We start from the raw sequence: 22,320 nt of genomic DNA, 5'->3' as shown, positions 1-22,320 counted from the left end.
GCAAGGCGCGTAAACAAAGGAATATAGGCACCTTTTGAGTTTATACAACACAGAAATCGTTTCTGTGAAACTTGCCTCCGATGGGCTTTAAACGCTTTTATACCGTATGAATATTTTATAACTTTTCCTATTTATTCAAAATTATCTTGTAACCATGTTGAAATCAAAGACAACACTTGTTCATCAATTGTTTGTTCTATTTCACGGTACTCATCAATAGACCCCGATATCGCGGGCTGAAATAGATGATTTAACCCTTCTAGTATATGGCTTTCTATTTGTTGATTATCGTCATTAATGGCATTAATGATCCCTGTCACATTTTCTAGCGCGGGCACTTGTGAATCTTTATTACCATTTAAAATGAGTGCTTTGGCATTAAATTGCTCCCAGTACGGTAGTGGGCTTTGCTGTAAAAAATGATAAAAAGCGTCACTCTCTGCCGAAGCAATACTTAATGTGCCATGCTGCTTATTTACCCATTTAGCAACCGCTTTAGCTTCGTTACCCTTTAAATCATCATATAACGCCATTACTTTGTGTTTACGATCGGCTGCAGATTGCGTGTTTAATACCATGTGATAAAAACGCTGACTAAATTGTAATAGTAAATCGGTTTCTGCCTGAGTCGCGCCTTTGGCTCTAGGCTCTGTTTGATCTTGCAGTAATAGTATATCTAACACTGATAAACCTGGCCCCGCTAACGAAACAATTCCCTGAATCGCTTCTTTTTTAGCTGTCATGACCGATATTAAACTACCTTCACTATGCCCTATTAGTATGATATTTTTTGCATTTACCCGTTGGTGAGATTTTAAAAATTGTACAGCTGATTGAGTATCGGCTACCAAGTTTTTAAGGTTTGCATCTGCAAATTTACCACTTGATTTATACACGCCGCGTTTATCAGAGCGCAAAACGACAAAACCTAATCTCGTCAAATGGTCAGCAAGTACTTTAAACGTTCTATGCCCTGCATGATAAGAATCTCGATGGGTAGGACCTGAGCCTGCAATTAACATGATGGCTGGATGTTTTTTTGTGCCAATAGGAAGCGTTAATGTGCCAGATAGCCAAGTTTTGTCATGTTTGTTTTGGTAACTCACCTCTTGTTCAAGGTAATCATTTGTGGTGCTAGGCGTTTGTTTTCTTTCAAGCTCTGGTAACTTATCAACTTTATGTAAATTCAAATCAAATACACTCTCTCCTTGTTTGAACTTTGCCATAATGAGGTTCCTACTGGTATTAAACTTACCCACAATACTGACTGGCGCATCAGCCAGTTTTAAGGTGAATACATCATTTTCAATGCTCACACTTGATACCAACATGTATCGAGTATTTTGATCTAAACTAGCAACGTTGCCTCCCCATTCATTATCTGCTTTTTGAAAAACTTCGACGCCAATGCGAAGAGAAGGTCCATTAGGTATATCCATCACCCCTAACCATGCACCTTTGACAGTTTCTAATGTTACTGCGGCGACAGCTAATTCACTGAATACCATCATATAAACCATAAAAATCACTTGCTTCACTAATTTGTTCATCTTTGTTTACCTCTTAATATTTGCTTACCACTACCTTGTATTGCTAGGTAAACTATAAGGCAATACATAGTACATAGCAATGCAATGTACTTTGCCATTTATAAATCACCCCAACAAAAAATAATTAAAAACTAATAAAATGATTAATAAACAGTTACTTAATACTTTGTAATATATATTAGATGTTTTTTTCAAATGACAATTGTAACAATGCTTAACTAGTTATACTATGTACATCGATATTAAGAATGAGAGAAAAAGCGGAATGGGGTCAGATAAAATAATGGAACGTTGGGTACCTCAATTTCGAAAGGGGTTACTTGAATTCATCATATTACTTAGGCTTCAGCAAGGTCATTCATATGGCTATGAATTAGCGATGCAAATTAAAGATGTAACAATGATTGAAGTGGCAGAAGGAACATTATACCCACTGCTAAATCGTTTAAAACGAGATGGTTTAGTGGTCTCAGAATGGCAAACAGCTGACGTTGGCACGCCTAGAAAATACTATCAGATCACTTCACTGGGATTAGAAACATTAGCTAAAATGAAAAACACATGGACGGAAACTCATAACTCAATTTTAAACTTGGTAATGCAATCATGAATAATATGTTTCCGATCACTAATAAAACAGCACAAACCGTTTGGAATAATTTTGACCGTGAACTTATTCATAAGCTTAAGCCGCTACCAAGTGAAGAGCAATCAGATATTAGATTAGAAATTCTCAGTCACTTGTACGACGCGATGTCTGACCATTCGTCTTCCCCTAACGAAACTGAAGAAATTAAGCTCATCAATGCTATTTCAAATTTAGGGTCGCCTGATGAATACTTAACCCCCTTGATTGCCGATATTTTATTATACCAAAACGCATCAAAAGGTTACCCAAGCGCGATATTACAAGGTTTGAAAAGTAGTGCTAAAAAAGGGTTAATGCATGCTTTCGCTACCTTCGTTTTAGGTATGGGATACTTCTGGACCATTATGATCTTCATCATGGCGTTTATGCACATAATAAACCCAGACATTGGTATTTGGTATTATCCAACTGGGGATATTTCATTGTCATTTGAAGCACAACCTAATGCACAGCAATGGCTCCCAACGTGGTTTTCTTTAATTGGCATTAGCGGAAGTGCACTTGCGTATTGGGGTTTAAACAAAGTTTTAAGTTATTTTATTGCGCGATTAAGTAAAAGCTAGCGACCGAAGAATACAAAGGCAACCATATTTTTATTGTAATTAAACCGATTGTGATTCACCGGAAACACGGGTTGTTTACCATTTTCATTACTTTCGCGTGTAGGAGATGTCGCGTGTAGGACTGGTGTAGCGTGTAGGACAGGCACATATAACACTCATATAAGCCTTTGATTTTATTTTATATTACATATTTAGATCGATGACTACTGTGATGGTCACGCCACATTCGACATCATATAATGTGCCATTATGGACCATGTCTCAATAGCTACCAGTAGTATATTAGCTCGCAGTGCTGGGCATGATGCTTCAGCCCATATGCCACCGACTTGGGTATTGATGCGCTTCACCAATAGAGTTTGTGGGCACCGTCAGGATCAGGTTTTTATTTTTGCACTAATACCAATCCGTAATAACAAGTGCCCACTCAGCGAGCGTTTAAATGCGCCTAATCAAGACGCTTAAATGAAAGAATAGTGGTGCTCTTTTGAGTTCGAGCAACACAGAGCAACGCATTTAAAACTCGCCTGAAAGGAATGCCCCAGCGGCTTTTGAGCTGCGTTATCGGTATTTGAAAGGGAACAACCATTCCTGTACACCGACGCCTTGTTCAAAAACCGCTGGATGCATTCTGAGAGATCACTTATTTATATGGATTGGTATAACTCCTTTGCATTTTCTATTTCTGATGACTTAATAATACGACTACGAGCTAACGGTTCAACGCTTAATTAACACCGCAAAATCCCCTCAATTAAAAAATCAAAATTCATTATTTGAACTAATCACATCCTTTTCAACATTTACCGGTAACGCTTTAACAACAAACAAGATTTTATATAAACGGGTTTGCGTTTACTTTTGTTATATTATAACATAAACACAACCGTTACATTATAACATCACATAAGAGACGGACATGTACAAAATTTCAAATATGGCCTTGCTTATCAGTGCTTTATTGCCGGCTAGTTTGCTTGCACAAACACTCGAAGGCAAAATAACTCAAGAAGATGGTAAAGCGATTGCGGGGGCTTCTGTCCGTATTGATGGCACTCATTTGGCAACCACGACCAACCGCGATGGTTATTTTATTTTTACAGACCTTAAACCGGGATTAAAAGAGTTACATGTTGCTTCATCTGGCTTTGCTCATTTACATCAAGATATTAGCGTAAAGGGTGAAGCGGCTGAGTTAATTACCTTAACGTTATTACCCTCCCCCATAGAAGTGATCGATGTTATTGCAACGCCGATTCATATGTCGGTAATGGAATCGGCAGCGCCGGTTAGTGTATTAGCCGGTGAAACATTACGTCGTCAGCAAGCCTCTACATTAGGCGACAGTTTAGAAAAAATAACGGGGGTGCATTAAAATTTCATGCCAATGTGGCCAGCACACCGGTTATTCGAGGTTTAAGTGGCCCGCGTGTTTTAATCGCACAAAATGGGTTAGATGTAAGTGATGTATCGCGTGTGGGGCCTGATCATTCTGTCGCAACCGAAGCTTCTACCGCTGAGCAAATTGAAGTATTACGTGGCCCTGCCACTCTGTTTTATGGCAGTGGCGCCATAGGGGGTGTGGTTAATGTAGTCGATGGGCGAGTGCCAACCGATAGCACAACACGCGGTGAATGGTTGTTAGAAACCAACTCTGTTAATACACAAAAATCAGCCGCGTTTAATGTAACCACAGGCGGTGATGCGTTCGCTGTATACGCAGATGGTTACTGGCGTAAATCAGATGATTATGAAACACCCGTTGCGGCTGAACAAGGCAATACAGATGAACACAAAGCTAGTCAATTTGTTGTTGAAAACAGCCGAGAGAAATCTCATGGTTATACATTAGGCGGTAGCTACCTTTTCAACCAAGGGTATTTAGGCCTTGCTGTGGAGCAATTTGAACGCCAATACGGTATTCCGGGTCATACGCATCGCTCACATGAAGAAAGCGAAGCCGACGAAGCCAATGTGTTTGCTGATTTAGCGCAAACACGTGTGCAACTACTCGGTGAGTTTAACTTAAAAGGTAAATGGATAAGTAGTATTAAATTACGCGGTGGCTATTCAGATTATGAACACGCTGAAATAGAAAACAACACCGCGGGCACTATTTTCAACAATGAAACTCAAGAGCTTAAAGTCGATCTTTTACATAACCCGTTAATGAGTTGGAATGGTGGTTTGAGCTTTCATTTCAAGCAAAGCGATGTAGCAGCGCAAGGTGAAGAAGCCTTTACACCGCCATCAAAAATGCAAACGCTTGCCTTTGCCTTAATGGAAGAAAAACATATTGGCGATGTGTTGCTGCAACTCGGAGCCCGTGTTGAACAAGTTACCTTAAAAGCGAATGATGTATTGCTGCCGCATCTTGAAGCACATGCACATCATGATGCAGAAGAAAACCATGATGAAGAACATGATCACAATGATCACGCCGATGAAGACGATTCGGCTATTACGCGTGTATTTGCCGCTGACTATGAATTTACGCCTATTTCATTTTCGGGTGGTTTAGTTTGGGATTTCACGCCCGGTTATAACATCGGTCTTTCGGTTTCGCGATCGCAACGGGCGCCTTCAGCTTCTGAGCTATTAGCGTTTGGCCCACATATTGGCACTCGAACTTATGAGGTGGGTGCGTTATTTGCTGTACATAATGACGATGATCATACGCATATTGGCTTATCAGAACAGGTTATCGATCTTGAAACGGCTAATAATTTAGATTTTACGGTTCGTAAAACACAAGGCGATATCGGGTTTGTTTTTAATGCATTTTATAACCAAGTCGACAATTATTATTATCAAATTTCGACCGGATTATTTGCGGAATCGGGTCATGATCACAACCATGATCACGGCCATGCTGAAGATGATCTCGACGAGCATGATCATAACGAAGCCGTAGCAGAAGACGAGCACACTGATGAATTGCCCGTTTATTTGTTTCAAACGGCAGATGTTATTTTACATGGTTTTGAAGCTCAGCTTGCATGGCAAGTCTCGCATGAATTTAAAGCGACTGTATTCTCTGATTATGTTCGTGCACGTTTACAAAACGGTGGCGAACTCCCACGCACACCGCCATTACGTTTTGGCACACAATTTAGTTATCAAGCCACTCACCTAAGCGCACATTTAGATATTACTCGTTATCAAGAACAAGATCGCATCGCCGCATATGAAACGTCAACTCAAGGCTACACCTTAGTTGATGCCAGTGTGTCTTACGATTTATCGGTTTTAAATCACGATATTGCGCTCTATTTAAAAGGCCATAACTTAACTAATACTGAAGCCAGAGTGCACACCTCATTCACTAAAGATATAGCCCCGAGACCCGGCCGCAGTATTGCGGTGGGTATTAAAGGTTATTTCTAAAATTGTAACGCAAGCGCACCAAATTTTGTGATGGTAAATCATATTTAACAAGGAATAAAAATGACAAATTCATTTAAATTTAACCTCGTGGCGATGGCTATGAGTACTTTATTACTGGCCAGTTGTGGCGATGCAAAAACGACTATTATCGAAAAAGATTCCATTGTAGATCATGACGATCACAATCATGATGATGAATTCACAATCGAATCAAAAGGCCGTTTAGCCGCTTTAATGGCGGATAATACAAACGCCGCTATTTTTGATTTAGACGATGGTGATTTACTCGACCAGTTTTCTTTAACTTATAGCAGTAATAGCTTAAATGTATCGGCTGATTATCGTTATGCCATCATCGCAAGCCGAAGCAATGACCATGTCAGTTTTATTGACAGTGGTTTGTGGCGTGAAGACCATACTGCCCATTTGCATGATTACAAACAAGCACCTCAAATGAGTGATTTTTCACTCACGGGCAGTCGTCCTACTCATATTATTAAACATGATGGTAAACTCGCTGTGTTTTTTGATGGTAATGCCGATGCAGGCACCTCGGCATCGGTTCAAGTGGTTAGCGATTTAGATATAACCAATGAAAACAATGCGATAGCCTCTCTTGATTATACAATGAATATGCATGGCGCCGCCGAGCCGCGCGGTGAATATTTATTATCGACCGTACGCCGCGACGATGCCGACAGCACATCAAACGCTAAAATATTGCCCGATCAAGTGGGGGGATATCATTTACACGACGGCGAATATGAATTAGATAAATTGCTAACCCTAACCTGCCCAGATTTACACGGTGCAGCACAAAATCATGAATATGTATTATTTGGTTGTGGTGATGGTGTGTTAGTCGCCAAGCAAGAAAATACGGCATTCACCGCGGCCAAAATCGCTAACATTGATGATCTAGAAGGCCTACGCATTGGAACCTTATATAGCCATGAAGATCTTAGCTCGTTTATTGGCGTTGCATCGGCTCATGGTGGTAGCCATGCCATTGTGGTTAATATCAACCCAGAAGCCAACACAATAGAAAAACTAGAATGGCAGCCCGCAGCCGACGCCAGTGCAATATCTTATGCGTTTTCAGCTGCTGGTGAACACTTTTTGGTATTAGATGAGCAAGGTTACCTAAATGTGCTGACACAACACCAAGGTAATACAGAAACCCATTGGGAATTAGCCACCCGTTTAGACATTTCAGATGAGGATGTAAGCCAAATGCCAGAGGGTATGTCATTTAGTATGACCGTTGCTCAAAATGGCGACACGGTTTATGTGTCTGATCCGATCGCGCAACATGTGTTGCAAGTCGATCTTGAAACACTAAAAGTCGTAAATGATATTGAATTAGGTTTTGCGGCTAAATCGATCACCTGGTTAGGCATTGCTGAAGCCGAACACGATCATTAATCGCTTCACTTAATTTTTAAATTTATAACGGCACTTTATTTCGACTCTGAATAACACTGCCCTGTTTATTAAACCCAATATTCTGGTTGCTTAAGAATATTGGGTTTTAAAATCGCTAATCAACCTGCCCACCTATTTTTGCCTTTACAATTTCAATTCAAAGTGAAAATCACATTCAATCAGTTACATTTAATTTAAAAAACACACTGTCGTTGAGTATAAAAAACAAACAAAACCGAATTTTTCAGATGCACAATCTGACTTTTATTTTTGCGAACAAGGCAGATTAATATGATTAAAAATCGCATATTTTCGATTTTTCAAGCCCCTACCCCCAAAAAAGACCAATTTAAACCAAATATAAAAACCAAACATCTACCGACAAAAATAAATAATTAAACAAACAAAATCAACAACTTAAATTAAAACAAAAAGATACCTCCAACGAAACAATGATTGTAAAACAACATAAATTAAAAAATAACACAAATACACGATTTTATTTGTTGCTGATTTGTATATTTTAAGTGTAATATCCGCCGCGAATGACCGAATATGACTCAACGAGACCCTTTTGGTGCCAATCAATGAATCTTGTAGTCATGACATAAAAAATGTTTTGTCTATTTAAGACAGCTATATTCGAGAGAAAAAAAAATGAAAGCATCAAAAGTGGCAAGTAACGTAGTCGCAACATCAGTACCAAAATTGATAACTAAAATAGGGTTAGTGAGCAGTGCAACGAGTCTTTTAATGGCCTTGGCTTCTCCCTCTATATTGGCTCAAGAGATAAAATCAGCGATTGAAGCGAATAAACAACGCACTGAGGTTGAAACAATTGAAGTGGTCGGTATTCGTGGCTCACTTGAAAGCGCCCTAAATACAAAGCGTGAAGCGAGCTCGATCGTTGATGCAATATCAGCCGCTGATATTGGTAGCTTACCCGCATTAGATTTAGGTGAAGCCTTACAAGCTGTACCCGGTATTCAAATAAACCGTGATGGCGAAAGACGCTCGTCTGAAATCAACTTACGCGGTTTACCGGGCGCTTTTGTTAAAACAACGGCCAATAATCAATCATTTTCGACACCCAGTCGTAATGCTGCATTGATTGGTAATTCAAATCCGTTTGGGTCATTTGATGCCAGTGTATTTGATGGCGTAACCGTAATAAAAAGCCCCACAGCGGCTAATCAAGCCGGTGGGATCGCCGGTATTGTTGATAAAAAATTACAAAAAGCACTCAGCAAGCAAGATGGCCGCTATAGCGTAAGTTTGGGTACACGTTATGAAGAATCAAACAACTCGTTTGACAAAGAACTTAAACTATCAGCCGCCAAACATCTGATTAAAGATGAACTCGCGGTTGCATTAAAATTAGGTTATTCAGACCAACATTTTCGTCGTGATTCGTTATTATTTGCCCGTTATGAAGAGTTAGACAGCGGTATATTTAACGATTACGACAACTGGAAAACCCAGCAAGTCGCCCAACACGGTATACCTGAAGATGCAGCATTTTATGCAGCAGGCTCGATGCAACAACTTGCTGAAGTCAGCCGTGGTGACAAATTATCGATAACCGGTAATGTCGAATGGAAAGTAACCGACAACTTAAAGCTCGGTATGGATGTTTTATATACCAAACGTGATTTAACCGATGGTAATTTTGAGCAGGTCAGTTCGGAAGTGCAAAACCGCGGAGCCAAAAGATGGTTGGGTCAGCAAATTATTCCAGCCGATACCGCGGTACCGTTTTTAAGAGGTTATAGTGCTGAAGGTACACCGCTTTATACGGTATCTGAAACTCGCTTAGAAAACGCAACTTATGTACCGGCTAATCGTATCTTTAACTTTTTTGAAGAATCATTAGGTACTTTCGTAAATTTTGAATATTTGTCTGACGATTGGGCTATCGATGGTGTGGTCACACACTCTGAATCAGAAAATTTATTTGAGCAAACAGGTTTTGATTTCCGTTTACAAGGTAGCACATCAAAATCAGTGGCTCCTACCGGTATTACAACGTTACTTAACACCGGTAAAGGTAATTTAAATGATGTATCGATCTCGATTGATGGTTGGCAAGACATTAACTACAACCAAACATGGAAAGAAGGCAACTCACTTAATTTAAATGTTGCTGATACAACCGATCCTAAAAATTTGGCTTTTTATGTATTAGGCCGACACGACAACCCAAAGCGTGATATGCAAAGTGGTGAAATTAATTTCAAACGATTTGTCGATTTACCCATAGCAGGTGATGTATTAACAATTAATGCATTTCAATTTGGTGGTCGTTATACAAGCGAAACACTTGAAAACCAAGATTTTACGCCATCAAGCGGAGGGATTAATGTCGCTAATATTAATAGCGATTTCTTAAGCAGCGATATTTTGTCTGATACCGACAATCTTTGGTTTAACGGCCAAATACCTAACTTTGCGGGATCAGATGCCGGTTGGCAAACACTAAAAACTGACTTTATTAAAGCACAATTGCAAGAGGGTTTAGTGGTGCCAGAGGGGGCAACCGTTATTCCGTCAAGTGGCTTTATTGCACGCACCAAAGCCAATACTAATGGGGTTTTAGATCGCTGGGAAACCAACTTTACAGCCACCGAAGCGATCACCGCTGCATATGGTATGGCTGATTTTGAAGGCGAGATCGCCGGTTTACCCTATACCGGTAATGCCGGTGTGCGCTATGTATTAACTCAAACAGAAATTGAAGGGTCAAAACAAAGCTTTATTGATGGCACCAACCAATTTGAGATATTTGATGATGTAACCACCACCGAATATGACCATTATTTACCTTCATTAAACTTAGCTTTTGAATTACACGACGATGTATTGTTACGTACCGCGTTTAACAAAGGTTTTGTTAGACCTAACCTACGTGCACAAACACCGGTTACCCGTATTTCTGAAACCGAAAACAAAATTGATATTGATTCGCCTAAAAGTGCCGTGGCAGCTTATACAGCAAAAAGCTACGATATTTCTTTAGAGTGGTATAACCGTGAAGGCAGTGCCATATCAATAGGGGTATTTAAGAAAGAAATATCGGGCTTGTTTCAATCTCGAAATATTTGCCCGATGCCAGGTGAAGCAGGTGCAGACGCCTATTTTGCCGATACCGGTGCACTTAATCGAATTGATAAAAGCGATGGCGACTTTGATTGTTATCAAGTAGATGAATACACCAAGCAAGATGGCACCATAACTAACCGTAATGTTGATATTACCATTAACTACAATGGAGATGGCACAATCAAAGTAACAGGCTATGAAGCGGCTATTCAGCAAAAACTTGATTTCTTGCCTTACCCTTGGAATGGTTTTGGTGGTGTATTAAATTATTCTTACGTCGAAAACAAAGAATCAGGCGGTGATGGTTTAGTGGGTATTTCGCCTAATTCGTATAATGCGATCGCGTATTATGAAAATGATGGTTTTAGCTTCCGCTTAGCGTATAACTACCGCGATAAGTATAAGTTAGATGGCGGCGCTAGCTTTGGTGGCCCAGATCAAAAAAATGTAAAATCTCGTGGTCAGCTTGATTTGTCGGCCTCTTACAAGTTAATGAAAAACTTAAAAGTTGATTTGCGTGGTTACAACTTAACAGACGAAAACCGTTATGAATACATAGGTGAAGATGAAGGTACGGTAAGCAAAATTAACTACGATGGCGTGACCTATGCAGCCAGTGTCACTTACACTTTTTAGTTTAAACTAACAACCTTAAAGCCTGTTAAATATGATCGTATTTAGCAGGCTTTTTTATGTGTATTATTTTAACGAAAATCGTGTAGGACAGGCATAAATAAGCCTTTGAATTATTTGATATTACATAAATTCATGAGTCACGTACAAGACAGTCATCATAAAGCCCCTCAAGTAGGTTATTGCTAAGCTTGCGCATCCCAACGTCACGTATGGTGTATTAAAAATCCGCTTACCTAGCATTAGCTAAGCGGATATATATTTACAAGGGAGAAACAACGCAAATAATTAAAATTTATAACCAACCAATAGAGAATAAACCATTGGGTTTACATCAATATCAGCTTTACCAATATTTTGACCGCCTACTTTAAATTCAGCGTCTGATTGAATATCGATATATCGTGCTGACGCATTAACATGCCATTTGTCATTCAATAAATAGTCAGCGCCAATTTGCACCGAATAACCAAAAGAACCGTCTAATTCTAAATCACTTAACCCCAATGATTTTGGTGCCGCTTCGAATTCTTCATCAAAAAATATGGTGTAGTTTAAGCCAGCACCAACATAAGGCTTAAGTGCAGAGTTAGTGTCAAAATAATACAATGCGCTTACCGTTGGTGGTAAATGGGTAACTTTCGCTAATTGTGCGCCATCAACGCCCAATACAGCATTAGGATCATAAATCGTAACGTCATGGGTAAAAGGCGTCGCAGCAAGAACTTCTACCGCCCAGTTTTGATCATAAAAATAAACAAAATTAAGCCCTATTTGGCTATTATCATCAACTGACAGTGACATCGTTGAATCTGCACCGGCTAACAAAATAGCTGATTTGCCATCATCTGGTGTTACGTTTGTAACACCACCACGCACAACCATATCACCTGCTTGATAACCGTTAGCGACTGCAATATTTGATAAACCGGCTAATAAAGCCAAGGCTAAAATAGATTTTTTCATACTTTGATTTCCTTAAACTAATTGTGGTTAGTTTAAAAAAGAAACCAATTGAAAAGGTTGATATAGCGCAAGATCTTGCTGCGCTACAAAAAGCAAATGACAGAAAGTATGATCTAGGTCAAATTAATAGAATCGTGTAGGACATATATGGTCACTCCCCTGCTAATATCGCAAAAACAATCGGCAATGCGACCGCATATTGAACAATCCATTTTTTTGCTGGCATCATCGTTGCTTCAACTGAGTGCTGTGTGGGACAGGCACATATAAGTCTCAGCTGGTGGCTATTCAAAAAATCGTGTAGGACAGGCATAAATAAGCCTTTGCTAACCATCGCGGTATGGCAGGTCAAATGCGCTGACGTAGGGTGGTTTAACGAGGTACGAGTGTAAGCCACCTTTTTCATAAACCAATATAGAATCAACCGTTTGGTTTATTGAATTTGAAGGTTACAAAACCTTTATTGGGTTTGTGCGGAGACTATAAACCCGGCTTACGCGCCAACGGGGCTAAACCGGTCTACAAATATAAAAAATTTAGAAAGACTGCGGTGTTGCTGTGTGGGACATGCACATATAAGTCTCTAATTTTATTTGATATTACATAAGTTCATCGATTATTAGATAAATAAATCGATGACTGTCCTGCACAAGCCGTAGAAAGACTGCGGTGTTGCTAACATGTTTTGTGGGACAGGCACATATAAGCCTTTTACTCTTTTTAAGCGTGCCAGGTCAGGTTTAAAGCTTACTTGAGATAAGCGGTTTGAACGATTAGCCCTTTAGCTTACGTGCAGCTTAAACCCAATCATGATTAATCTCATTGCCTATTGTTACGTTTTTCGAGTATATAAATGTTGCTTGCGCGGTAAGAAGTAAAACCCAGATCCAATCAAACACAGCATTAAGATCGTGTCGATATGATTTATGCTATTCAATAATCGGGTAGCCATTGGAACATGCACAAATATTTCACTTATTGTTGCACATAAAAGACCGATATAAGACCAACACATGAAGTAATAATGCGCGTTAATATTCTTGTAAATTATTGCAATGTAACCAGCGATTAACGGTATTAAACTCGCCACTGCCATCCAATGAAAAATTCCCCATCCATTAAATAGTTTATAAATACCAAACGACGTTAAATTTAATCCCAGCATTGATATAAAATAAACTCGACCCACAAGTTTATGTTTACGGTTGCCTTTTCGAGTAAACAAAATATATAGGCCGGTGAAAAGTGACAAAAAACCTAAACAAATATGTACAAATTCGATCATGCCTAATCTCCGCTGATTGAACCCCAAAAGTAGTAGGTCCACTTTTTATTTTAATAAGTTAACTATCTAAGTTTATTGGTCTCTTTAATTCTATTTAACTTATATTGTGGTTTGGGTGATACTTTTGTAACAAGTTTTTTATATTATCAGCTGTAATTGGAATATCTGAATCTACTAATACATCACCTGATGGGCTGTAAATTAATACGCTAAATTCATTCGATTTTAATAGCTTAATGGCGACATCACTTGTTGTTTTATAACCACTCTCATTATTGTTATGAACTAAAGACGAGACGTAAATTAGCTGCCATTTTTCGGCATCTAATTTAGATAAAAAATTCCATTGCTGATCATATAGATCGGTTTTAAACGTTGAGACCACAACCACAGTGGCAATTGTAAAGTCAGTTTTATAGCGTTTTGAAAGTTGACCTGAAATTGATTGCACGCTAAATTTTTTTGAGCCCGAATAAAACTCAATCCCTTGAGTAATAAAGGGTGAAAATATAAACAATAGTATTATAAAATTACGCATGCTTATTCACCTAAAACGCCAGCAAACGCTGGCGCTTTATCTATTTTTGAACACATTTATGCGGTTATTTAAGGTTATGATTGTTAAGCGCTTGATTGTTGAGCGTATGGGTCAGCATGGCACTTTCTTTGTAACCAAGGCGGTGCGATATCACTTTTAATTGAGTACCCGCAGCGGCTTTAAAAGGCCGTTGATATAACTGCCAATCTGTTGGTTCTATACCCTCTTTTATTAATTTGTAAGCAATCGATGCCCCTTCGGTTTGGTTTTTAATGGTCACGACCCCTTGCGTAAATTCGATGTGTGGCATTTTAGTTTGTGGTTTGCTGTTTTGGCCTTGCCATAAATTATTGATAAGGCGGCGTTCTGGCATGGCGGGTGTATCGCCTATATCCGCTAACCAGCGATCCATCTCTGCACGCAATGTTATTAAATGTGATTGATATTTGGGGTTAGTTGCTAAATTGTGCAGCTCATGCGGGTCATTTAGCGTATCAAACAACTCTTCTTCGGGTTTTTCGGTTCTAAACCATTGGGCTTGGTATTCATTTAATTGCCCTTCAGCTTTTAAACGCAATAGCGCTTGCATGGTCGGAATTTTTTCGCGATACCCTAACGGTAAATAATAGCCTTGTTCAGGTCGATAATTTCTAATGTATTTAAAGCGTTTATCTTTAACCGCTCTGATTGTATCGGTTACTTCATCAAAGCGGTCAGCCGCGGCATGAATATAATCACGTTGTGGCGTGCTATTGTTAATAAAACTGCGACCCTGCATGTGCTCAGGTAAAGTAACACCGGCTAATGCCAAGGTAGTAGGCGCAAAATCTACAAAGCTGATCAATTGGTCGTCTACCGTTTTTGCGCGTTGCGCGTTCGGAAAACGAATAATCATGGGGACTTTTAAACCACTGTCGTAAATTAAGCGCTTTTGACGGGGTAAAGGCCCACCATGATCAGAATAAAATACAATGATCGTATTGTCGTACAAGCCATCATCTTTTAACTGTTGTAATACAGCGCCGATTTGCTTATCGGTTTCGGCTAAATTGTTATACATTTTCCACATATCGCGGCGCACAATTGGCGTATCGGGTAAATAAGGTGGTATCGAAAATTCGGTGTCTTTGGGTACATGAATAGGCGTTTCATTTTCAGCTGATTTTATTGCATGATGCTGTGGTAATTTTGCAATGCGCTCAGCGTCATCCGAAAAATAATGACGCGATTCAACCTTTCTAAAACCGTAAGGTTCAAATAAACCCGATTCGTGTGTTGTGGTGAAGTTAAACACGGCAAAAAAAGGCTGCCCCGCCGGACGGTGTCGCCAATGGGCATAAGGTCCATTTTCGTGCCACGCCGCTTTAGGTGCTTGAAATTGATAATCGTTTTTTAAATTATTAGTGGTGTAATAACCTTGCTCACGCATATATTGGCTCAGCATTTTTGCTTGAGCCGGCGGCACGGCTTCGTATTTGGGTAGGCCTGTTTGCTGGGTATTTGACGTTGTGCGCATGTGGTTGGCACCAATAGACGAAGGATACATGCCCAACGCTAACGCGGCACGGCTGGGGGCACAAACACCCGAGGTAGAATAAACATTGGTATACTTTACCCCTTCAGCCGCTAAGCCACTAATAGTCGGTGTCGTGATGGTATGATCACCATAATCGGGCAAATAAGGGCTCATATCTTCAATCACTAACCACAATATATTAGGTTGTTCAAAAACCTGTTGATTATGTTGATCTATTACCTTCTCTGCCCCTCTGCTTGCCTTTTCATCATCAGATGCATTGATCACGAGAGTGCTATTGGGTTGGCAAGCAACAATAAATACAAGCAGTAAGGCCGCTAGTCCATATTTTAAATTAGTCATCAGAATCATTTCTCGTTTCATCACTTATTATTAAGGAAGAAAAACTAAAAAGGAGGGTTAATAATTGCGATTTAATTAGTATCACCATTATTCAAACAAATTGATATCTCAAGTGTGATCACGAGTTAAAACCAGCATTCGCGCAATTTCACTACAAGCTATTTAACGACAATCAATTGAACAACAAAATGAATTTACGCGTTTATTTTAAGTACATTTAATTAACAAAGTCAATCATATCAGCTCACCAAAGACCAAAACGTAAACTTTCAATTTAGGTTTATTAAAATCAATAACTTAACTATATAAAAACATAAATAATTGGCTTGTACATTTTGTAAACGCGTTAATTAACTTTTATTAAATTGCATTTTGTTAATTATTTTTTACACAAAACCAACCTATAATTATCTTTTTAGGTCATATATTGTTATTATTGAGTATATTAAAACGTATTAGTTCAACATATTGGTAGGGGGTTCCTATCACGCATTTATGTAAGCAGGAGATTTTCACCCATGTTAGAAAAACATCGGCATCAATTGATTAAAGATATACTCGATCAACAACAGTTCGCGAGTGTGCGTGATCTAACCGAAAAATTGAACGCTTCTGAAGCAACCATTAGAAGAGACATCACAAAAATGTCAAAAAAGGGTGACATTTATAAGATACGTGGTGGTGCCGAGTCGATAAATGATAAACCAAAGAAAAAGCATATATCAGGCTCTACGTTTATTGTTGATAAAACGAAAAAAGCCCAAGTTAAGCGCTTAATTGCCAAAAAAGCGGTCGAGTTATGTCAAGATGGCGATTCTATTATTATTAATGGTGGCACATCGACTTTTATGATGGGTGAGTTTTTAGGTGATTTAAATTTAAATATTTTCACCAATTCGTTTGTACTCGCTAATCACATCACCGAAAACAATAATAGCCAAGTGTCGTTACCCAGTGGAGAGATTTATCCGCGCCAAGGCATTATTCTTAGCTCTTATGATAACGATGGCACGCAATATTACCGCAGCAAATTAATGTTTAGTGGCACACCCGGTATTGGTGAGTTTGGTGTGATGGAATCTGATCCACTTTTAATTAGATCTGAGCAAAAGCTTAAAAAACAAACAGAAAAACTGGTTATTTTAGCTGACAGCAGCAAACTAGGTAAACGCAGTAACTTTATCTTTTGTCCGCTCAGTGAAGTCGATATTTTAGTCACCGATTCTGATGCCGATCCAGATATCATTGATTATTTTAAACAAAATGGCATTCAAGTCTTAGTAGCCGATATCAATGAAGTGGTAGCCGCTTAATTTCCATCAGCCGCCACCTGAGTTCATTCTGCGACTTCAGTGTTTGAGCTCAGTCTGTTGAAGTCGCGGCTTATATTCTAATTAGCACATCACTCACCCAAGTAGAATAGTAAAAAGCCGACATCAAAGTCGGCTTAATTTATTGTTGCTTAATTTATACTGACTTAAACATTATTGCTTAACGCAATTTTTAACAAACGCCTCTCGCAGTTCTGGCAGCAAATTACTCGCGCTGCTAAATTCAAATACTCTAGGCGCCCCTTGCGTTTTAACCAAATAAACTAAAACTTGGCATTTATTAATGTAAGCAAGGTTTACACGTTGAAAACGAGGCGCATAAACATAATCAGGGTAGCCGTAAACTTCAAAGATATCCGTGATTGAACTATCTACTGTTTTTACAGCTTCAATCAATTGATAACCAGATGCAGCCGCGGGGTCATTGTGCTGATACTTTACCCAACCTTGCGGAGCAAATGTTTTTTTTATGGCCCGTTTATATTTAAAGTCAGCACAGGCCGTAAACATCAATACACACATCAACGCGATTATATATTTCATTTAAGCCGCCTTATTAAGATCAGATAATTGTTTTTTCCAATCGTCTACCTGCCATTCAAATGCTTCAGCACGTTTAATTGCATCCATTAATAGCTCGCGGCCTTTGGCGTTATTATTTTGCATGAAATACGCTTTAGCTAAATAGTAATGCCAATTAGGGTTAATATATTGTGCATCTTTTACCTGTTTAAGTAATTCATGTGCTTGTTTTATTTGCGCTTTATCGCTGTTCTTTTTAGATAATATGCTGCGAGCTAACCAAAATTTAGCATTTTCGTTTTGCCCTTCTACTGCTTGCGTAAACCAAAATGAAGCCTTGTTATGATCGCGTTCAACGATCTGTCCGCTAAAGAGTTCACGCCCTAAACGATATTGTGCTCTTGCATCGCCGCTTTGTGCCGCAAGTGTTAAATACTCAACACCTAATTTAAAATCTTTTTTAACCCCTTTGCCTTTAAACAAATAATAGGCATATTCGGTACACGCTTTGGGATGCCCTAATTTTGCGGCTTGCTCCATATAGGCAACCGTTTTAATGCGGTTAGTGTTTAACGCCGGAAACGCAACATAATACATACCCAGCTCATACAACGCATTGGCATTGCCTTTTTTAGCTAACCCTTCAAGCATTTTTATCCGTTTATGAAATTTAGGGGATTCAGTTTGTAAGTAACCCTTGCTGATCTCTGTTTGCGCCCACACACTGCGCTGTTGCTCTATATTAAATTTTTTATATACTTTGGCTTTTTTAGGTTTAAATTTAATTGAATAGGTGCTGCGGATCATACTGTCTTTTAAAGCATCGGTGGCAAAAAAGTCATGTGCTAATATAACATCTCGCACCGAACCATCCGGTGCAATGTCATACTCTAAAATCGCAGATGCCAATTTGAGTTTAACCGTAGAAAATACCGAGTGCGATACACTACTAGGCCCTTCCTTTTTTTTGCCCGGCCGTAATACAAAAGGCTTCGTTTTTATTGCCGGTAAAATATTATTAACGAGTGCATCTTTACCTATTTTAAGCGAGTATTCGTCGTATTGCTCAAGTGCAGTCTGCTGATCATTTTTAGAAAGCGAATGATAAATCGCCGACATTTTTGTTTTAAGATCGGCCGATTTTGTTTGATCATATGCCAATGCCATATAGGTAAAACTTAAAATAGGATCTTTAGCGACACCGGCACCATATAAATATAATTGGCTGATTGAAGATTGAGCTTTAGCTAAGCCTAAATCGGCTGATTTTTTAAAATGCGGTGCCGCTACGGTATAGTTTTTTTCTTGCGCGGCTTCGTGTGCAGCTAGCATATCGGCTTGGCAATTAAAGCCACTTAATAGGCCTAACACTAAAGGTAATGATTTATTTAATTTCATCTAACATTCCTGTTGTCGTTTATATTCCGTGAAGTATTCTTAATTAAAATGAGTGCTACCACTTGAATTTTCGACTGTTTTTTAAAGTTAATGTGTGGGTATACACCTTAATGATTCGGTATATACCTAAGTAACTATACCCAAATGACTTGGGTATAAATTAAATTTTATAAATTCACGCGCCCAGTCAATACATATTGGCCAGGCGGTAAGTTAACTAATTGAGCGGCCGCAATAACCGGTTTACCATTAAGCGTTAATGTCTCGGTATTCACCTGTGGTAAAACCATATTAGCCGTTGTATTTTTAGGGATCTGCACCGTCATTAATAACTGCTCGGCTTCAATTTGCCAATCAACTGAAATCACACCATTGGGTGTTGTGTAATCCCCTTTAGCTTTGTTTAAACGCGCATTAAATTGCGGTGCAACCTTGAACCTTTTAAACCCGGGTTGAGTTGATTTAATGCCTAAAATGCCTTCGTAAAACCATTCTGCAACCGCACCATAGGCGTAATGGTTTAATGAATTCATGCTTTCTTTACTAAAACCCTTTTCAAGCGAATACGAATCCCAACGCTCCCACGTGGTTGTGGCCCCGTTATTAATCGAATAAAACCAAGATGGATACGTTTCTTTAAACAGCAATTGATACATTAAGTCGCTTCTGCCCATATCTTGTAAAACTGGCGCTAATAAAGGCGTGCCTAAAAACCCGGTGCCTAAATGATGACCGGCTTGTTCAATTGTCGAAATCAAGTGTTGTTGTGCATTTTTTATATCGGTGCCCTCAAACAGATTAAAAGCGAGTGGCAATAAATAACTGGTTTGAGTGTTGCTGCTTTTAACGCGGGTATTGGCATCGTAAAAATGCAGCCTAAACGCCTTTTTTACTTGATTTAAAACGTGTGAATAATGTTGAGCATCGGCTTGATAACCTAATACATTGGCCACTTTTGCGGCATAATCTAATGCGCGGGCATAATAAGCAGTCGAGATCAATTTTTGCGGTGTATCCCCCCGGCGAGCTTGCGACTTATTATCGCTTTGCGGATAAGGCTGTAACCAATCTCTAAAACTATTCATGTTAGAAATAGAGTGGTTAGATTGTGATTGGTGATAGTTCATCCAGCCTTTAATCATTGAGTAATTTTCGGCCAATATTTGTTTATCACCGGTTAATAAATACAGCTCCCACGGTACAATAACCGCTACATCGCCCCAACCTGACGAAGCCCCTTTGGTGTGTTTGTTTTGTTTAGTCGGCACAAAATTAGGGATCCGACCATTAGAGGCTTGCTCTTCTCTGACGGTTTGCAACCAGGCAGCCCAAAAACCATATACATCGGCCATATACATAGAAGGTGCAGCAAAAACTTGTGCATCCCCTGTCCAACCTAACCTTTCGTCACGTTGCGGACAATCAGTGGGAATATCTAAAAAATTACCCCGTAAGCCCCAAACTATGTTTTTTGAAAGTTTATTTAGCTTTTCATGCGAACTTTCAAAGCTATCCGTTATTTTAAAGTCAGAATGTTGAACTAAACCTGTTAACCAGGTTAACTCTGGTTTTTTATGTTGATCAAAACCTGAAATTTCGACATAACGATAACCATGAAAAGTAAACGTGGGTTTGTATGAAATTCGTCCGGTTTGAGCCGGAATATAGTGATCGGTCGAAAGTGCAGAGCGATAATTTTTGGTGTAAAACGTATTATGTTGTAGCGCCTCTGCAAAACGTATCGTTACCTTTTGATTAGCAATCACCGGAATATTAATTTGCGGAACACCGAGCATGTTTTGCCCCATATCAAACACGACCACCCCTGGTTGCGGATTAGCCACGTTAACTATTTTTTGCGCGTGTAAAACTAATTTAGTTGTTGGTGCCGTATGTCGCTTAGGGGCCAGTGCAACTTGCGGTTCAAGCGCGTCGGTAATAACCGGTAGCCACTCGTTACTATTAAACGATGCGGTATTCCAACCGGGCATTTCATAATTTGCATCGTATGTTTCACCGTCATAATTACCCGCTAATCTAATAGGTCCTTTAATACTCGCTTGCCAACTATCGTCTGTTACGATGGTTTGTTTTGTGCCATCGGTATAGTCTATTTCAAGTTGAGCGAGTAAAGCCGATGGCTTAACGTCACGCACTTGTGGCGATAAAATTCGCCCCGTATGCCAACCTTCTGCCACCGTTGCGGCTATTACATTTTCACTCGTGTTTTTTTCTTTCGTATTATTTTCTTCTGTATTACTTTCTTCTGTAATAAGGAGCTTAGTCACATCATAAGTTAAGGTTTCAATGCGCTGTAAATAAGGCGTCCATCCGGGTGTCATCACATCGTTAGACACTTTATGACCATTAATATAAGATTCAAAAACGCCTTTCGCCGTAATGTATAACCTAGCCTGTTTAACCTTTGCTTTTGTCGTAAACGTTTTACGTAAATATTGCGGACGATAAAGTTTATTGGTTATAACACGCGAACCTCGTTTGTAATCGGCCGTTTCATCAACATCGGGATGACGGATCCATTGAGCTTGCCAATCAGCGTTATTTAGCAACCCGAGTTCAACGGTTGCCGCTTTGCTCCATTTAGAAACCTGATCATTTTCATCCCAGTAACGAACTCGCCAATATATCACTTGCCGTGAAGACAAAGGTTGGCCTTGATAGTTTATCCAAGCCGTATCAGCTGAATAAACTTTAGGTGTATACCATAAATCGGGGTTGCTCTTGAGTAAAGCGAGTGACGATGCAACTTGTATTTGATAAGCGGTTTGAAAGTAGTCATTCGATTTATCCGACAACCGCCACGAGAAACGAGGTTCACGTTCGTAATAACCCAACGGGTTAATAAAGCCTTCTCCTACTTTCAAGCTAATAGCAGCATCTTTAATGGTTAAGTGTTGTGGGTCTTGCCCAGCGCGCTTAAGCTGGCTTGTTTTATCTGTATTGTTCGAAAAATCAACTGAATTTTGTAAGCTACACGAGGCAACAAATAATAAAATGAAAAGCGTTATAAAAAAGTTCTTATGTATCTCGTTCACAACCCAGCCTACAATTTTTAAAATGGCCCATAAAGGCCA

At 39.3% G+C, this 22,320-nt stretch carries 14 protein-coding genes and 1 pseudogene; 7 read left to right on the top strand and 8 right to left on the bottom strand.

Annotated elements, in window-relative coordinates:
- Window positions 1-131: 131 nt before the first annotated feature.
- Window positions 132-1,550 carry an alpha/beta hydrolase family protein gene (locus tag DPX34_RS16790; RefSeq protein ID WP_111979608.1) on the bottom strand — a complete coding sequence of 473 codons (1,419 nt, stop codon included), beginning with the start codon at window positions 1,548-1,550 and terminating at the stop codon, window positions 132-134.
- 265 nt (window positions 1,551-1,815) lie between these two features.
- On the opposite strand from DPX34_RS16790, the gene DPX34_RS16785 reads away from it, so the two are divergent.
- The 6 genes and pseudogenes from DPX34_RS16785 (at window position 1,816) to DPX34_RS16765 (ending at window position 11,309) form a co-directional block, all read left to right on the top strand.
- On the top strand, window positions 1,816-2,160 hold the full coding sequence (locus tag DPX34_RS16785) for a PadR family transcriptional regulator (protein ID WP_111979607.1): 345 nt from the start codon (window positions 1,816-1,818) through the stop codon (window positions 2,158-2,160).
- Window positions 2,157-2,762: a hypothetical protein gene (locus tag DPX34_RS16780; RefSeq protein ID WP_111979606.1), complete on the top strand. Its 606-nt coding sequence runs from the start codon at window positions 2,157-2,159 to the stop codon at window positions 2,760-2,762. The genes DPX34_RS16785 and DPX34_RS16780 overlap by 4 nt, the downstream gene beginning before the upstream one ends.
- A 249-nt stretch (window positions 2,763-3,011) precedes the next feature.
- Window positions 3,012-3,227: a hypothetical protein gene (locus DPX34_RS21790; RefSeq protein ID WP_157964769.1), complete on the top strand. Its 216-nt coding sequence runs from the start codon at window positions 3,012-3,014 to the stop codon at window positions 3,225-3,227.
- A 454-nt stretch (window positions 3,228-3,681) separates the two neighbouring features.
- Window positions 3,682-6,149: pseudogene (locus DPX34_RS16775) on the top strand (TonB-dependent receptor).
- Between the two features lie 60 nt (window positions 6,150-6,209).
- Window positions 6,210-7,574 (top strand): 5-methyltetrahydrofolate--homocysteine methyltransferase, encoded by a 1,365-nt coding sequence (locus DPX34_RS16770; protein ID WP_111979605.1) that lies wholly within the window; start codon window positions 6,210-6,212, stop codon window positions 7,572-7,574.
- A 657-nt stretch (window positions 7,575-8,231) separates the two neighbouring features.
- Entirely contained in the window at window positions 8,232-11,309 is a 3,078-nt protein-coding gene (locus DPX34_RS16765; protein ID WP_111979604.1) for a TonB-dependent receptor, read from the top strand.
- Between the two features lie 285 nt (window positions 11,310-11,594).
- Here the strand turns inward: DPX34_RS16765 and DPX34_RS16760 are convergent, their stop codons facing one another.
- From DPX34_RS16760 to DPX34_RS16745, 4 genes are all read right to left on the bottom strand, one after another.
- Window positions 11,595-12,272, bottom strand: coding sequence for an OmpW/AlkL family protein (locus tag DPX34_RS16760; RefSeq protein ID WP_111979603.1), 678 nt, complete (start codon window positions 12,270-12,272; stop codon window positions 11,595-11,597).
- An 832-nt stretch (window positions 12,273-13,104) separates the two neighbouring features.
- Entirely contained in the window at window positions 13,105-13,557 is a 453-nt protein-coding gene (locus DPX34_RS16755) for a DUF2306 domain-containing protein (RefSeq protein WP_111979602.1), read from the bottom strand.
- A gap of 94 nt (window positions 13,558-13,651) precedes the next feature.
- Window positions 13,652-14,095, bottom strand: coding sequence for a hypothetical protein (locus DPX34_RS16750; RefSeq protein ID WP_111979601.1), 444 nt, complete (start codon window positions 14,093-14,095; stop codon window positions 13,652-13,654).
- Between the two features lie 64 nt (window positions 14,096-14,159).
- Complete coding sequence (locus DPX34_RS16745) at window positions 14,160-15,974, bottom strand: sulfatase family protein (RefSeq protein ID WP_111979600.1); 1,815 nt, start codon at window positions 15,972-15,974, stop codon at window positions 14,160-14,162.
- A gap of 518 nt (window positions 15,975-16,492) precedes the next feature.
- Here DPX34_RS16745 and DPX34_RS16740 point away from each other — a divergent pair.
- Window positions 16,493-17,287: a DeoR/GlpR family DNA-binding transcription regulator gene (locus DPX34_RS16740; RefSeq protein ID WP_111979599.1), complete on the top strand. Its 795-nt coding sequence runs from the start codon at window positions 16,493-16,495 to the stop codon at window positions 17,285-17,287.
- A 171-nt stretch (window positions 17,288-17,458) separates the two neighbouring features.
- On the opposite strand, the gene DPX34_RS16735 is transcribed toward DPX34_RS16740, so the two are convergent.
- The 3 genes from DPX34_RS16735 to DPX34_RS16725 all read right to left on the bottom strand — a co-directional run bounded on the left by DPX34_RS16735 (window position 17,459) and on the right by DPX34_RS16725 (window position 22,281).
- The gene (locus tag DPX34_RS16735; RefSeq protein WP_111979598.1) at window positions 17,459-17,848 is read right to left on the bottom strand and encodes a hypothetical protein; all 390 of its coding nucleotides are present in this window, start codon (window positions 17,846-17,848) and stop codon (window positions 17,459-17,461) included.
- On the bottom strand, window positions 17,849-19,225 hold the full coding sequence (locus DPX34_RS16730) for a tetratricopeptide repeat protein (protein ID WP_111979597.1): 1,377 nt from the start codon (window positions 19,223-19,225) through the stop codon (window positions 17,849-17,851).
- Between the two features lie 167 nt (window positions 19,226-19,392).
- Window positions 19,393-22,281, bottom strand: a complete 2,889-nt coding sequence (locus tag DPX34_RS16725; protein WP_232824779.1) for an alpha-L-rhamnosidase — start codon at window positions 22,279-22,281, stop codon at window positions 19,393-19,395.
- Window positions 22,282-22,320: the final 39 nt, after the last annotated feature.

This window comes from Algibacillus agarilyticus, assembly GCF_003286125.1.
Classification (GTDB): Bacteria; Pseudomonadota; Gammaproteobacteria; order Enterobacterales; family Alteromonadaceae; genus Algibacillus; species Algibacillus agarilyticus.
Note: the sequence above shows the minus strand (reverse complement) of the source record. Positions and strands in the feature narration are given on the sequence as shown.

Excerpts from the sequence above, each read along its gene's own strand:
- DPX34_RS16790 (WP_111979608.1), bottom strand. The coding sequence starts at position 1,550 with ATGAACAAATTAGTGAAGCAAGTGATTTTTATGGTTTATATGATGGTA.
- DPX34_RS16785 (WP_111979607.1), top strand. The coding sequence starts at position 1,816 with ATGGGGTCAGATAAAATAATGGAACGTTGGGTACCTCAATTTCGAAAG.
- DPX34_RS16780 (WP_111979606.1), top strand. The coding sequence starts at position 2,157 with ATGAATAATATGTTTCCGATCACTAATAAAACAGCACAAACCGTTTGG.
- DPX34_RS21790 (WP_157964769.1), top strand. The coding sequence starts at position 3,012 with ATGGACCATGTCTCAATAGCTACCAGTAGTATATTAGCTCGCAGTGCT.
- DPX34_RS16770 (WP_111979605.1), top strand. The coding sequence starts at position 6,210 with ATGACAAATTCATTTAAATTTAACCTCGTGGCGATGGCTATGAGTACT.
- DPX34_RS16765 (WP_111979604.1), top strand. The coding sequence starts at position 8,232 with ATGAAAGCATCAAAAGTGGCAAGTAACGTAGTCGCAACATCAGTACCA.
- DPX34_RS16760 (WP_111979603.1), bottom strand. The coding sequence starts at position 12,272 with ATGAAAAAATCTATTTTAGCCTTGGCTTTATTAGCCGGTTTATCAAAT.
- DPX34_RS16755 (WP_111979602.1), bottom strand. The coding sequence starts at position 13,557 with ATGATCGAATTTGTACATATTTGTTTAGGTTTTTTGTCACTTTTCACC.
- DPX34_RS16750 (WP_111979601.1), bottom strand. The coding sequence starts at position 14,095 with ATGCGTAATTTTATAATACTATTGTTTATATTTTCACCCTTTATTACT.
- DPX34_RS16745 (WP_111979600.1), bottom strand. The coding sequence starts at position 15,974 with ATGACTAATTTAAAATATGGACTAGCGGCCTTACTGCTTGTATTTATT.
- DPX34_RS16740 (WP_111979599.1), top strand. The coding sequence starts at position 16,493 with ATGTTAGAAAAACATCGGCATCAATTGATTAAAGATATACTCGATCAA.
- DPX34_RS16735 (WP_111979598.1), bottom strand. The coding sequence starts at position 17,848 with ATGAAATATATAATCGCGTTGATGTGTGTATTGATGTTTACGGCCTGT.
- DPX34_RS16730 (WP_111979597.1), bottom strand. The coding sequence starts at position 19,225 with ATGAAATTAAATAAATCATTACCTTTAGTGTTAGGCCTATTAAGTGGC.